Annotated in this window: 10 protein-coding genes, 1 tRNA gene and 4 pseudogenes; 5 read left to right on the top strand and 10 right to left on the bottom strand. The window is 61.4% G+C overall.

The window, feature by feature from the left end:
• Window positions 1–66 precede the first annotated feature (66 nt).
• The 3 genes and pseudogenes from rpsA to aroA all read right to left on the bottom strand — a co-directional run bounded on the left by rpsA (window position 67) and on the right by aroA (window position 3942).
• Window positions 67–1773, bottom strand: coding sequence for a 30S ribosomal protein S1 (gene rpsA, locus N7E02_RS16080; protein WP_092995438.1), 1707 nt, complete (start codon window positions 1771–1773; stop codon window positions 67–69).
• A gap of 170 nt (window positions 1774–1943) precedes the next feature.
• A complete protein-coding gene (gene cmk, locus N7E02_RS16075; protein WP_286583180.1) occupies window positions 1944–2579 on the bottom strand; it encodes a (d)CMP kinase in 636 nt (211 codons plus the stop codon).
• Window positions 2579–3942: pseudogene (aroA, locus tag N7E02_RS16070) on the bottom strand (3-phosphoshikimate 1-carboxyvinyltransferase). Before aroA ends, cmk begins: the two are co-directional and overlap by 1 nt.
• Before the next feature lie 218 nt (window positions 3943–4160).
• On the opposite strand from aroA, the pseudogene N7E02_RS16065 reads away from it, so the two are divergent.
• Window positions 4161–4552: pseudogene (locus N7E02_RS16065) on the top strand (TIGR02300 family protein).
• A gap of 149 nt (window positions 4553–4701) precedes the next feature.
• Window positions 4702–4777, top strand: a tRNA-Ala gene (locus N7E02_RS16060).
• A gap of 36 nt (window positions 4778–4813) precedes the next feature.
• Here N7E02_RS16060 and N7E02_RS16055 read toward each other — a convergent pair.
• The 7 genes and pseudogenes from N7E02_RS16055 to N7E02_RS16025 form a co-directional block, all read right to left on the bottom strand.
• The gene (locus tag N7E02_RS16055) at window positions 4814–5059 is read right to left on the bottom strand and encodes a hypothetical protein (RefSeq protein ID WP_286583177.1); all 246 of its coding nucleotides are present in this window, start codon (window positions 5057–5059) and stop codon (window positions 4814–4816) included.
• A gap of 163 nt (window positions 5060–5222) precedes the next feature.
• Entirely contained in the window at window positions 5223–6173 is a 951-nt protein-coding gene (locus tag N7E02_RS16050; RefSeq protein ID WP_286583174.1) for an ABC transporter ATP-binding protein, read from the bottom strand.
• A gap of 64 nt (window positions 6174–6237) precedes the next feature.
• Complete coding sequence (locus N7E02_RS16045) at window positions 6238–7299, bottom strand: Gfo/Idh/MocA family protein (RefSeq protein WP_286583173.1); 1062 nt, start codon at window positions 7297–7299, stop codon at window positions 6238–6240.
• Entirely contained in the window at window positions 7296–8138 is an 843-nt protein-coding gene (locus N7E02_RS16040) for a carbohydrate ABC transporter permease (protein ID WP_286583171.1), read from the bottom strand. The genes N7E02_RS16045 and N7E02_RS16040 overlap by 4 nt, the downstream gene beginning before the upstream one ends.
• A gap of 13 nt (window positions 8139–8151) precedes the next feature.
• Window positions 8152–9099, bottom strand: a complete 948-nt coding sequence (locus N7E02_RS16035) for a carbohydrate ABC transporter permease (protein WP_286583169.1) — start codon at window positions 9097–9099, stop codon at window positions 8152–8154.
• 343 nt (window positions 9100–9442) lie between these two features.
• Window positions 9443–10700: pseudogene (locus tag N7E02_RS16030) on the bottom strand (ABC transporter substrate-binding protein).
• A gap of 18 nt (window positions 10701–10718) precedes the next feature.
• Window positions 10719–11642, bottom strand: a complete 924-nt coding sequence (locus N7E02_RS16025) for an N-acetylmuramic acid 6-phosphate etherase (RefSeq protein ID WP_286583167.1) — start codon at window positions 11640–11642, stop codon at window positions 10719–10721.
• A gap of 203 nt (window positions 11643–11845) precedes the next feature.
• On the opposite strand from N7E02_RS16025, the gene N7E02_RS16020 reads away from it, so the two are divergent.
• The 3 genes and pseudogenes from N7E02_RS16020 (at window position 11846) to N7E02_RS16015 (ending at window position 13494) form a co-directional block, all read left to right on the top strand.
• Window positions 11846–12538, top strand: coding sequence for a glucosamine kinase nucleotide-binding domain-containing protein (locus N7E02_RS16020; protein ID WP_374730703.1), 693 nt, complete (start codon window positions 11846–11848; stop codon window positions 12536–12538).
• Window positions 12501–12734 carry a hypothetical protein gene (locus tag N7E02_RS30065; protein WP_374730702.1) on the top strand — a complete coding sequence of 78 codons (234 nt, stop codon included), beginning with the start codon at window positions 12501–12503 and terminating at the stop codon, window positions 12732–12734. Before N7E02_RS16020 ends, N7E02_RS30065 begins: the two co-directional genes overlap by 38 nt.
• Window positions 12731–13494: pseudogene (locus tag N7E02_RS16015) on the top strand (GntR family transcriptional regulator). The gene N7E02_RS30065 and the pseudogene N7E02_RS16015 overlap by 4 nt, the downstream one beginning before the upstream one ends.
• The last annotated feature ends 5 nt before the right edge of the window (window positions 13495–13499 follow it).

Genomic DNA, 13499 nt, shown 5'->3' with positions numbered 1-13499 from the left:
GAATGGACATGAAAAAGCCGCCGGACCTTTCGATCCGGCGGCTTCTTCATGTCAGGGCAATGACGATTACTCGTTGTTGCCGCGGTTCTTCAGAGCTGCGCCGAGAATGTCGCCGAGCGATGCGCCACTGTCGGACGAACCGAACTGAGCAACGGCTTCCTTCTCTTCTGCGATCTCGAGAGCCTTGATCGACAGCATGACCTTGCGGTCCTTCTTGGAGAAGTTGACAACGCGTGCGTCGAGGGTCTGACCGACCGAGAAACGCTCCGGACGCTGGTCGTCACGATCGCGAGCGAGGTCTGCGCGGCGGATGAACGAGGTGAGGTCTTCGTGGTTGACGAGCTTCACTTCGATGCCACCGTCGTTGACGGCGATGACTTCAGCCGAAACGACAGCGTTCTTGCGCAGGTCGCCGGAAGCGGCTGCATCACCAACGGCATCCTTGCCGAGCTGCTTGATGCCGAGCGAGATACGCTCCTTCTCGACGTCAACATCGAGAACGACTGCCTTGACGACGTCGCCCTTGTTGAACTCTTCGATGACCTGTTCGCCCGGACGGTTCCAGTCCAGATCGGACAGGTGAACCATGCCGTCAACGTCGCCTTCGAGGCCGATGAACAGGCCGAACTCGGTCTTGTTCTTGACTTCGCCTTCGACTTCAGTGCCAGCCGGATGCGAGAAGGCGAATGCCTGCCACGGGTTCTCGAGGGTCTGCTTGAGACCGAGCGAGATACGACGCTTGGACGGATCGACTTCGAGAACGACAACGTCGACTTCCTGGCTCGTGGACAGGATCTTGCCGGGATGTACGTTCTTCTTGGTCCAGGACATTTCGGAGATGTGGATCAGGCCTTCGATGCCCGGCTCCAGCTCTACGAATGCACCGTAGTCGGTGATGTTCGTGACGGTACCGGAGATCTTCTTGCCGATCGGGTACTTGGCCGCGATGCCATCCCACGGATCCGACTCGAGCTGCTTCATGCCGAGCGAGATGCGGTGGGTTTCCTGGTTGATGCGGATGATCTGAACCTTGACCGACTGGCCAATGGACAGGATTTCCGACGGATGGTTCACACGGCGCCATGCCATGTCGGTGACGTGCAGCAGGCCGTCGATGCCGCCGAGGTCAACGAACGCACCGTAATCGGTGATGTTCTTGACGACGCCGTCAACAACCTGGCCTTCTTCGAGGTTCTGAACGATTTCAGAACGCTGCTCGGCACGGGACTCTTCGAGAACCGTACGGCGCGAAACAACGATGTTGCCGCGACGCTTGTCCATCTTGAGGATTTCGAAGGGCTGCGGGTTATGCATGAGCGGGGTGACGTCGCGGATCGGACGGATGTCGACCTGCGAACGCGGCAGGAAGGCAACGGCGCCGTCGAGATCGACGGTGAAGCCACCCTTGACCTGGTTGAAGATGATGCCTTCAACGCGCTCGCCAGCTTCGAACTTGGCTTCGAGCTTGACCCAGCTTTCTTCGCGACGAGCCTTTTCGCGCGACAGAACGGCTTCGCCGAGAGCGTTTTCGATGCGCTCAACGTAGACTTCGACTTCGTCGCCGACCTTCAGCGAACCGTCCTTGCCCTTGGCGCCGAATTCCTTAAGCGCGATGCGACCTTCGACCTTCAGGCCGACGTCGACAACTGCCATGTCCTTTTCGATCGCCGTTACCAGACCTTTGGTAACGTAGCCTTCGGCCAGATCGTTGGACGCGAAGGATTCCTCGAGAAGAGCTGCAAAGTCTTCGCGCGTGGGGTTAGTTACTGCCATGAAATCTCCTGATCGTATCCTATCAAGGACACGCATGCGCCGGTGGTTCGTGTTAAACACGCCCGAAGTCCAGGCCCGCCTCTCTCTACGACTGTGCGTGGGAGGCTATCCGGCGCTGGGACTGAACTGCGGGATCTCTGAGGACGAAAGGCCGGCTTCCCGGCAGTCCGTCAATTCTTCTTCAGGGCGGCATCGATGAACGACTTCGCTGCCCGAAACGCCGCCTCTATACTCATTTCCGACGTATCAAGCAAGTGCGCGTCGTCAGCCGGCTTCAACGGGCTGTCGGCGCGGCCCATGTCGCGGGCATCGCGCTTCTTCACGTCGGCGAAAATCTCGTCATAGCTTGCCTCGCCGCCCTTGCCGATGATCTCATCGTGGCGGCGTCTGGCGCGAACTTCAGCCGAGGCCGTGACGTAGAGCTTCACCGGCGCATTCGGGCACACGACGGTACCGATATCGCGGCCGTCGAGAACCGTGCCCGGCTCCCTTGTCGAAAAGGCCTGCTGGGCATCGACGAGCGCGCGTCTGACCTTTGGCATCACGGCGATCTTCGACGCCGCCTCGCCGATCGCATGGGCGGACAGGATATCGCGGTCGAGCCCTGCCAGTTCAACTTCACGCGCCATCTTCTCGGCGACAGCCTCGTCATCAAGGGCAAGGCCGGCATCCAGCAGCGCCTTGGCCGTCGCGCGATAGGTCAGGCCGGTGTCCAGGTGGTGGAAGCCATATTCCTCGGCAATCTGGCGAGACAGGGTTCCCTTGCCGGCCGCGGCCGGTCCATCGATGGCGATGATGAAGCCCATCAGGCCGCCTCTTCGACCAGGTCGATCCTAGCGCCGAGGCCGGTCATGAGATCCATGAATTCCGGGAAGCTCGTTGCGATGATCGACGCATCGTCGACCGTCACGGCATGTTCGGAGACAAGGCCCAGCACGAGGAAGCTCATGGCGATGCGGTGATCGAGATGGGTAACAACCGCAGCGCCTGCCGCGTTGCCATAGCCCTTGCCGCCCGGACGGCCGCGCACGACGAGCGTCTCCTTGCCTTCGTCGCAATCGACGCCGTTGAGCTTAAGGCCTTCGGCGACGGCCGAAAGACGGTCGGATTCCTTCACCCGCAGCTCTTCCAGGCCGAGCATCGTCGTGGTGCCGGTGGCATAGGCAGCCGCAACGGCGAGAACCGGATATTCATCTATCATCGAGGGCGCACGATCGGCCGGAACCGTTACCCCCTCAGCTCGGATGCACGGATGCGCAGGTCTGCAACATCCTCGCCGCCGGCCAGACGCGGGTTTATGATCTCAATATCGGCGCCCATTTCCTGCAGCGTCAGGATCAGGCCGGTGCGGGTCGGGTTCATCAGCACGTTGAGGATGGTGACGTCCGAGCCCGGAACGAGGAGAGCAGCCACAAGCGGGAATGCCGTCGAGGACGGGTCGCCGGGCACGTCGATGACCTGGCCCTTCAACTGTCCACGGCCGACGAGACGAATGGTGCGGACACCTTCGGCATCGGTTTCGACGGAGAGGTCGGCGCCGAAGCCCTGCAGCATCTTTTCGGTATGGTCGCGGGTCATGACCGGTTCGATGACGGTCGTGACGCCAGGGGTGTTGAGGCCGGCGAGAAGCACGGCCGACTTGACCTGAGCCGATGCCATGGGCACGCGGTAGGTGATCGGGTTCGGCGTCTTCGGGCCACGCAGCGTGACCGGCAGGCGATCGCCTTCGGTCGACGTCACCTGAACACCCATTTCGCGCAACGGATTAAGGACGCGGCCCATCGGGCGCTTAGTGAGCGAAGCGTCGCCGATGAAGGTGCTGTCGAAGTCATAGACGCCCACAAGGCCCATGGTCAGGCGGCAACCGGTGCCGGCATTGCCGAAATCGAGCGGAGCCTGGGGCGCAAGCAGCGCACCGTTGCCGGTGCCCTGGATCACCCATTCCGCGCCGACCTTCTCGATCGTCGCGCCCATGGCGCGCATCGCCTTGCCGGTATTGATGACGTCTTCGCCTTCCAGCAGGCCGGTAATGCGGGTCTCGCCCGAGGCGAGGCCACCGAACATGAAGGATCGGTGCGAGATCGACTTGTCACCGGGGATCTTGATCGTCCCGTTCAATGCGTCCGATCGTGTCGATTTCGCCGGCTTCAACGCGGTACCATGCGACATGGCCTGTCCTTACTTTCTGAGCTGTCTCGAATGTGGCGCCGTGGTTAGCACAAAGCCATTGGGTGGTCATCCGCTTGTTGCCTTGAAGAGCAAGGAAAGTTTGGCTTTGACATAAAGGGCTGTTGGCCTTATGGGGACCGGCTTAGATTTTTCACCCTTTCATCCATCGCCGCAATCGCGGCGCGCCGATCCGATCGGCTGGCTCATGAGGCTTAACAGTGGCAAAAGCGGAACTCGGAACAAAGCGTACCGACCCGGATACCGGAAAGAAGTTCTACGACCTGAACCGTGATCCGGTCGTTTCCCCTATACCGGCAAGGCCTGGCCGCTGTCCTTCTTTGAAGAGAACAGCGCCGCCGCCAAGATGGAACAGGCTGCGGAAGACGAGGACGACGTCAAGGAAGTCGACAGCGAGAGCCAGGAAGCCGAAGTCGTATCGCTCGAGGACGCTGATAACGAGAACAGCGGCGACGACATCCCGGACATGGGCGATGACGACGATGTCGACATGGGCGACGATGACGACGATACCTTCCTCGAGGAAGAAGAAGACGATGATGACGACATGTCGGGCATCATCGGCGTCGGCGGCGACGACGACGAACAGTAATTGACGCTAAAGCCCGGCAATTTCAGAAAAATTGCCGGGCTTTGAAATTTCGGCTTGCACTTCGAAAAAACCGGAAGTAATAAGCCGCCACCCCGACGCGAACATCGCTTCGGAGTTTCCCAGGACCGGAAATACCGGACCACCCTGATGGGGCTATAGCTCAGCTGGGAGAGCGCTTGCATGGCATGCAAGAGGTCAGCGGTTCGATCCCGCTTAGCTCCACCAATCTTTCTTTTCCAGGATTAGACTGTTTCCGTGGCTTCACGAATATGCGTGATGCCCACATGCATGCGAGGCCTTGCGGCGAGCAAGCGCAGCAGTTCTGAGACGCGTGGACTGTCGTAAAGCCACCTGCCTCGCACGGGCTGCAGGACGCAGCGGCAGTTTACCCAGCGCGTCCTCGTCGCAGCGGTAGGCCTGATAGGCCAATGCCTTCTGACGGATGATGGTGGCGAGCGTGGCTGCGACGAGCGCGACAGCCGAAACCAGTATGATTGTTATAACCATGATGCTTCCTCTGCAGGCATAACGCAGATGAAGCGATTAGGTTCGCGCATCGGGACGGACAGCTCCACACGAAGCGGTGAACGCGCCGGACCAGCAGTGCGATCACCGGCGGCAGTAGGGATTCGTGTTACGCAATGTCGAAAGCGATTTTCGCGCCGAAGCTCTAGCGGATTGCCTGGTCGTTTGCGTCGAAGCGGTGGACGCTCGCCTTGTCCGGCGTGGCGAAGACCACGTCATCGGGGCCGTAGCGATGCTCGCCGAACAGGCGGACGGTGACGAGACCGGCCGTTTCCGTTTCGAGATAGAGGATCGTGTCGGCGCCGAGATGTTCGGCATGGACGACCTTGCCCTTCCATTCGCCGCTTTCGCGCGAGAGCGCGATATGCTCGGGCCGGATGCCGATCGTCTTGCAGCCCGTTTCTCCCAACTGCTCCGCTGGGATGAAGTTCATCTGCGGTGAGCCGATGAAGCCTGCGACGAAGATGTTGGCAGGCTTGTTGTAAAGCTCCATCGGCGAGCCGACCTGCTCGATCGCACCGGCGCTTAAGACGACAATCTTGTCGGCCAGCGTCATCGCCTCGACCTGGTCGTGCGTGACGTAGATCATCGTCGCCTTCAGCCGGCGATGCAGGCGGGCGATTTCGAGCCGCGTCTGGACGCGCAGCGCCGCATCGAGGTTGGATAAGGGCTCATCGAAGAGAAACAGGCTCGGTTCGCGCACGATGGCACGACCGATCGCCACGCGCTGACGTTGACCGCCGGAGAGTTCAGCCGGGCGACGGGCGAGATAGGGCTCGAGCGACAGCATGGCCGATGCCTTGGAGACGCGATCCTCGATCTCGGCCTTCGGCGTGCCGGCCTGTTTGAGGCCGAGCCCCATATTGTCCTTCACCGTCAGGTGCGGATAGAGCGCATAGGACTGGAAGACCATGGCGATGCCGCGCTTAGCCGGCGGCACGGTCGCCACTTCCTTGCCGTCGATGCGGATCGAACCGGAAGTCGCATCCTCAAGCCCGGCGATGACCCTCAGAAGCGTGGACTTGCCACAGCCGGAGGGGCCGACGAAGATGACGAATTCGCCTTCCTTGACGTCGAGATCGATGCCCTTCAGCACTTCATGATCGCCGAAGGCCTACCGGATGGATGTCAGTTGCAGCGAACCCAAACTCGTATTCCCCTTATAGATAGATCGGCTTGCCCGTGCGGGCGCTTTCATCTGCGGCGAGGCAGATGCGCAGAGACTGCACCGCGTCATCCATGTGCCGCGCAAGATCGATGTCCTCGCGGATCGCCTTCAACATATAGGCCTGTTCCAGATCGCAGAGTTCCTGATGACCCGGCTCGCCCGCCATCGTCATGTCCTCGTCCGGTCGGATGAACTTTCCGTCCGGGCCGGTCTCGGCGCTGTGCAGGCGGATCACCGAGGTTTTCGTATGCGTGTCGATATCGTCGGACTTGGCATTCGGATCCATGACGATCGAGACCGAGCCCTTCGGCGACATGACGTCCTTCACGAAGAAGGCGGTTTCTGAGATCATCGGACCCCAGCCGGCCTCGTACCAGCCGACGGACTTGTCGTCGAAGATCACCTGCAGATGGCCGTAATTATACATGTCCGGTGCGATCTCGTCGGAGAGGCGCAGGCCCATGCCGCGCACTTCCACCGGCTTCGCATCGGTGATCTGGCACATGACATCGACATAATGCACACCGCAATCGACGATCGGCGGTGTCGTGTTCATCAGCGCCTTATGCACGTCCCAGGTGGGGCCGGAAGACTGCTGGTTGAGGTTCATGCGGAAGACGAAGGGCGGGCCGAGCTTGCGCGCTTCCTCGATCAGTTTGATCCAGGACGGGTGGTGGCGCAGGATGTAGCCGATCACCAGTTTCTTGCCCGCCGCCTTGGCGGCCGCCACGACGCGTTCGGCATCGGCGACCGTGGTTGCCAGCGGCTTTTCCACGAAGACATGGCAGCCGGCCTCGAAGGCGGCAACGGCATAGTCCGCATGGCTGTCGGAATAGGTGCAGATGGCGCAGAGATCCGGCTTGAGCTCGGCGAGTGCCTCGAAGAAATCCGGATGGATCTCGTAGCCCGACAGCGCCGGATCGAGCTTCGGCGTCGAGCGGTTGACGAGGCCGACGATCTCGAAGCCAGGATCATTGTGATAGGCGAGCGCATGGCTGCGGCCCATATTGCCGAGGCCTGCGACGAGGACACGGATCGGCTTTTCTCCACTCACTTGACTGCTCCAGACGTGATGCCGCGGATCAGCTGCCGCGAGAAGATGACATAAAGGACGAGGATCGGCAGGATGGCGAGCGACAGGGCCGCCAGGACCGCGTTCCAGTTGGTGACGAACTGGCCGATGAAAATCTGGCTGCCGAGCGTCACCGTCTTCGTCGCCTCCGACGGCGCCAGGATGAGCGGGAACCAGAGGTCGTTCCAGATCGGGATCATGGTGAAGACGGCAACCGTCGCCATGGCGGGCCTGACCAATGGCAGGACGAGGCGGAAGAAGATCGCGTATTCCGACAGCCCATCGATGCGCCCGGCATTCTTCAGGTCATCGGAGACCGAGCGCATGAATTCCGACAGGATGAAGATGGCGAGCGGTATGCCCTGCGCCGTATAGACCAGGATCAACGCCGTCAGCGTGTTGACGAGGCCGGAGGCGACCATGCCCTGCAGGATCGCGACCGTGCCGAGCCGGATCGGGATCATGATGCCGATCGCCATGTAGAGGCCGACCAGCGTGTTGCCGCGAAACCGGTATTCGGAGAGCGCGAAGGCCGCCATGGCGCCGAAGAGCAACACGAGCGCGATCGAAACGACGGTTACGATCAGGCTGTTCTGGAAATAGCCGGTGAAATCCGCCTGGCCGAGCACGGTCTGGTAGCCGATCAGGCTGAAGCTCGATGGCAGCGGTATCTGCATCGGGTTGCGAAAGATCGAATTGCGGTCCTTGAACGAGTTGATGATCGTCAGGAAGACCGGGAAGAGAGCGATCAGCGTGTAGGCGATCAGTGCCAGATGCACGAGGCTGGAGCGGATCGGGGAGGAGCGCGCCTTGTTGGACATATCTGGCTCTCCCTTAGAACTGGTAACGGCGCATGCGCCGCTGGATGGCAAAGAGATAGAAGGACACGCCGGCCAGGATGATGAGGAACATCACCGCCGCGATCGTCGCGCCCATGGACCGGTCATCGAGCTGCAGCTGGAAGCCGAAGAAGGTGCGGTAGAGAAGCGTGCCCAAAATGTCGGTCGACATGTCGGGGCCGGCAAGCGCGCCCTGCACGGTGTAGACCAGGTCGAAAGCATTGAAATTGCCGACGAAGGTGAGGATCGAGATGATGCCGATCGCCGGCAGGATGAGCGGCAGCTTGATTTTCCAGAACTGGCTCCAGCCGGTCACGCCGTCGCATTCGGCCGCCTCGATCACCTCGTCGGGGATGGATAGCAGCGCCGCGTAGATCAGCATCATCGGGATGCCGACATATTGCCAGACGGAGATCAACGACACCGCGATCAGCGCCGGACCGGACTGGCCGAGCCAGGGAGCGAACATCCACTTGGCACCGGCGAGGCTCATCAGCCAGGGCGCGACGCCCCAGATCGGCGACAGGATCAGCTTCCAGATGAAGCCGACGATGACGAAGGACAGAAGCGTCGGCAGGAAGATCGCCGTGCGGTAGAAGGCTGCGAAGCGCAGTTTCGGGATCGACAGGAGGGCGGCGAGCGCAATGCCGATCGGGTTCTGCACGCACATATGGATGGCGAAGAAGATCAGATTGTTGGTCAGCGCATTCCAGAAGTCGCGCGCCCAGCGGGCATCGCCGAAAAGAACCTGGTAATTGGCCAGGCCGACAAAGGCCGGGGCACCGTCGACATTGTTGTAGAAGGACAGCCGTAGCGTCTCGATCAGCGGCAGGATCATAATCGCCGTATAGACGAGGAAGGCCGGCGCCAGGAAGACGACGATATGCCAGCGGAATGGCCGCCTGATCGTGGCCGCTTCGAGTGGGGTGTCGGCTTCGCTCATTGGTTCCCGTCGTCTTGTTATTGGCTGTCTGAGCAGCTTTTGATGAATTTCGATCGTTGGGCAAGGGTCGCCCCTTATCCGCCCTGCCGAGCACCAGCCGGGGATGGGTCGCTTGCCCCGTCCCCGTCCTCCGCCCCCCACAAGCGGGGCAAAGGAGACTTGCGGCATATGCCTTGGCCGACTTGAAACTCAAGCCTGTGATCGGCGACGAGGCAGAAACGCTATGCCGCAAGCATTGCTCTGATAAGTGACGCAGCCTGGGCGCGCGCCCTCGCCCGATGCGCGGGGAGAGGCGGAGAGCGACAAGCCACTCTCCGCCATAAGGCAGCGTCCTATCGGAGGCTTACTTGCCCGGCTTGTACCAGCTGTCGAGGCCCTTCTGCAGCTTTTCGGCAGCAACGGCCGGAGTATCCGTGCCGTTGATGACGTTGGCCGATCTCGACCCAGGTCTCGTTTTCGAGGTTCGGCGTGCCGCGCGACAGGATCTGATAGGTCGAGCGGACGGTCGGCTTGAAGCTTTCGCGCCAGGAGACGAATTCCTGGGCCAGAGGATCGGCCATCTTCACCGGCGACGAATTCAAGCTGAAGAAGCCCGGCAGCGCGTTGGCATAGATTTCGGCAAATTCCGGCGAGGCAACCCAGGTCAGGAACTTCTTGGCTTCTTCCGGATGCTTGCTCTTGGCGTTTAGGCCGACGCCGATATCCGGATGGTCGGAAATGTAGCCCGTGTCGCCGGCCTTCGGCACCGGCGGCGGGAAGGCGCCCATCTTGAACTGCGCCTGGGTGTTGAAGAGACCGATTTCCCAGGAGCCGGCCGGGAAGATGGCAGCGCGGCCGAGCGTGAAGAGGTTCTGGCTGTCGGCATAGGTCTGGGCTTCGAAACCGTCGCCGAGATAAGGCTTCCACTTGGCGAGTTCTTCATAGGGCTTGACCCATTCCGGGTCGGTCAGCTTCTGCTTGCCCTCGATCAGTGCCTTGCGGCCTTCCTCGCCCTTCCAGTAGTTCGGGCCGATATTCTGGTAACCCATGGTGGCGGCTTCCCAGAGATCCTTGGTGCCCATGGCGAGCGGGATGTAGTTGCCGTCGGCCTTGATCTTTTCCAGTGCGGCGAAGAACTCGTCGGTGGTCTTCGGCACTTCGATCTTCAGCTGGTCGAAGGCGTCCTTGTTGTAGATGAAGCCGTGGATGACCGATGCCATCGGCACGCAGAAGGTGGACTTGCCGTCGTCGGTCGACCATGCGGCCTTGGCGACGGGCGAGAAATTGTCCATGCCGGAGAGGCCGGTCAGGTCGGCGAGCTGCTTCTTGTTGAACAGTTCGAGCGAGGCGTCGAACGGACGGCAGGTGATGATGTCACCGGCGGAACCCGCATCGAGCTTGGCGTTCAGCGACGCATTGTATTCGGTCGGCGCGGTCGGCGAGAAGGTAAGCTTGATGCCCGGGTTCTTCGCTTCGAAGGCCGGGATCAGCTTTTCCTGCCAGATGGCCAAGTCGTCATTGCGCCAGCTCTCGATGTTGAGCGTGACGTCCGCCGCAGACGCAGCACCCGCGGACGCGAGCACGGTCGTGGCGAAAAGCATGCCTTTCAGTAGACGGGTCATGTCGTTCTCCCTCATTGGTTAGCGCTTTGCGGCGCGTTTCACGGTCGTTTCCGTCATCTTCAGTTCCGCCAGTGCTTTCCTCAACATCTGGTCGGAACGAATAAGCAAATCCCTTGCGGCATCAACATCCTGGGCGCCGCTCGCAAGCAGGACGGCGATCTTCACCGATCCGCCGGCCGTCTTCAGCCATTCACGCGCGTCGTCGAAGCCGATGCCGGCGATCTCCGCGACCATGCCGGCGGCGCGGACGCGCAGTTTTTCGTTGTCGGCGCGCAGATTGACCATGTGGCCATCATGCACATGGCCGAGCCTGATGGCGGCGAGCGTCGACAGCATGTTGAAGGCGAGCTTCTGGGCCGTGCCGGCACCCATGCGCGTCGAGCCCGCGACGACTTCCGGCGGCGTCTGCAGGAGGATCGAAACGTCGGCTCCAACGAACAGGCGCGCACCCGGGTTGTTGGCGATGGCCACGACCTTGGCGCCGCGCTCCCGCGCGATTTCTGCAATCTTCAGGACGTAAGGGGTGGAGCCGCTGGCGGAAACGGCGAGAACACAGTCGCCTGCCGCAATCACGCCGGCATCCTTCTCGGCGAGCGCAACGTCATCTTCCGGCGCGCCTTCCATATCGGCGAAGTTCGATATGCCACCGGCAAGCAGAAGCGCGATCTGCTCGCGGGCAATGCCGTAGGTGCCGGGAAGTTCGAGCGCGTCGGCCATGGCCATCAGGCCGGAACTGCCGGCAGCGGCATAGACGAGCTTGCGACCATTGCGCAGGGCGTCCGCCACGAGTAGAGCGGCATCGGCGAGTGCCGGAATGGCCGCATCGACGGCGTTCGCCGCCTCCTGCTGGCCCGAGGCCAGAAGCGCAAGGATATCGGCAGGCGCCCGCGTATCGAGCCCTTCCGCTTTCCCATGCCTGGCTTCGGTGGCTTTTTGGCTCATCCGTTTCTCCCTCACTCCAAAATGATGCCAAAAAATACCAATTGTCCAGCGACAAATTAAGAATTGTTACCCGCTTAAATTGACGAGAGCTCGGTTCAACGCGAAAAATCAATTAAAATAAGCGATTACGGCCGAAATTTCCGGCCTTCACATTTCGCGCTTGGTAAATGGTATTTTTTGGTATCATCTTCGTGGAGGTATCCATGACGGGTTATGTTATCGGCATAGATGGCGGCGGGACGAGTTGCCGGGCGGCACTGGCCGACGCGAACGGCGGCGTGCTCGGCCGCGGTAAGAGCGGAGCCTCCAATATCCTGACCGATCCCGATACCGCCCTCAAGCATATTGTCGAGGCGGCAGAGCTGGCTTTCGAGGATGCGGGTATCGCGCCCGATCTCGGCGCGACATCGGCCATTCTCGGGCTTGCCGGCAACAATGTCGGCGATGCGGTCGGCTATGTGAGAGCCCGCCTGCCCTTCAAGACATCCGAGATCGTCTCCGACGGTGTGATCGCGCTGCAGGGCGCGATCGGCGACGAGGACGGCGCGATCGGCATCGTCGGCACCGGCACCGTCTATATCATCCGCGAGAAGCGCGAATTCAGGTCCATAGCAGGCTGGGGTTTCCAGGTCAGCGATCTCGGAAGCGGCGCGAGGCTCGGTCAGCTCGCGCTGCAGGAGACCCTGCTCGCCTTCGACCGGATCTCGTCCAATGACGCCGCTCTGCGAGGCAATTCTCGCCGAGTTCGACGGCAATCCCGAGCTGATCGTCGATTTCGCCCGGCTGGCGAAACCCGGCGAATTCGGCCGCTACACGCCAAAAGTCTTCGAATTTTCTGCCCGCGACGACGCGACGGCATTGCGCATTCTGGGCATCGGAGCAGCCGGCATCGATGAAGCGCTCGACGCGGTGAATGCCGTTACCGGAGCCAAGGGCAAGCTCTGCCTGCTCGGCGGGCTGGCAAATCTTTATCCGCCCTATCTGGCGGAGCGGCACAGGACACGGCTATCCGCACCGCGTGCCGATGCGCTGACCGGCGCGGTGGAACTGGCGGTGAAAGCCTATGCGACAAAGGTGGAGGCCAGCGCATGAGCGAGACGCTGACCGCCATCCTGCCGCTCGACGGCCTGCAATCGGCGGGCTCCGGCCCGCTTTATCTCAAGCTCCGGCAGAGCCTGGAAGATGCGATCCGCACCGGTAAGCTTGGCCATGGCGATGCGCTGCCGGCCGAGCGCGACCTCGCGGACTATGCCAATGTCAGCCGCGTCACCGTGCGCAAGGCGGTCGACGATCTCGTGCGTGACGGGCTTCTTACCCGCCGGCACGGGTCCGGCACATTCGTGGTCAAGCCGCTGTCGCGGGTCGAGCAGCCGCTCACCAAGCTCACCTCGTTCACCGAGGATATGGCGCGACGCGGGCTCGTTTCTCGCTCGGAATGGCTGGAACGCGGGCTGTTCCACCCTCGCCGGAAGAGATGATGATGCTGGGCCTGGCGCCCGGCACGATGGTGGCGCGGATCGGCCGCCTGCGCTTCGGCAACGACATGCCGCTTGCGATCGAACGGGCCAGCATTTCCGCCGAATTCCTGCCCGATCCGGCCTCGCTTTCCGGTTCGCTCTATGCCGAACTGGAAAAGAAAGATGCGCGGCCGGTGCGTGCCATCCAGCGGATTTCGGCGACCAACATGAAGAAGATCGATGCCGGGCTTCTGGAAGTGCCGGTCGAGGCAGCGGGGCTTTCGATCGAGCGCGTTTCCTATCTCGCGTCCGGCCGCGTGGTGGAACTCACCCGCTCGCTCTATCGCGGCGATGCATACGATTTCGTGGCCGAGCTCTCGCTCGGCGAAAATTGACAGTT

This window comes from Terrirhizobium terrae, from assembly GCF_030323265.1.
Lineage (GTDB): Bacteria > Pseudomonadota > Alphaproteobacteria > Rhizobiales > Rhizobiaceae > Neorhizobium.
Note: the sequence above shows the minus strand (reverse complement) of the source record. Positions and strands in the feature narration are given on the sequence as shown.

Bases quoted from the DNA above. Each gene is read 5' to 3' on its own strand.
- rpsA (WP_092995438.1), bottom strand. From the start codon at position 1,773: ATGGCAGTAACTAACCCCACGCGCGAAGACTTTGCAGCTCTTCTCGAG.
- cmk (WP_286583180.1), bottom strand. From the start codon at position 2,579: ATGGGCTTCATCATCGCCATCGATGGACCGGCCGCGGCCGGCAAGGGA.
- N7E02_RS16055 (WP_286583177.1), bottom strand. From the start codon at position 5,059: ATGGTTATAACAATCATACTGGTTTCGGCTGTCGCGCTCGTCGCAGCC.
- N7E02_RS16040 (WP_286583171.1), bottom strand. From the start codon at position 8,138: ATGTCCAACAAGGCGCGCTCCTCCCCGATCCGCTCCAGCCTCGTGCAT.
- N7E02_RS16035 (WP_286583169.1), bottom strand. From the start codon at position 9,099: ATGAGCGAAGCCGACACCCCACTCGAAGCGGCCACGATCAGGCGGCCA.
- N7E02_RS16025 (WP_286583167.1), bottom strand. From the start codon at position 11,642: ATGAGCCAAAAAGCCACCGAAGCCAGGCATGGGAAAGCGGAAGGGCTC.
- N7E02_RS16020 (WP_374730703.1), top strand. From the start codon at position 11,846: ATGACGGGTTATGTTATCGGCATAGATGGCGGCGGGACGAGTTGCCGG.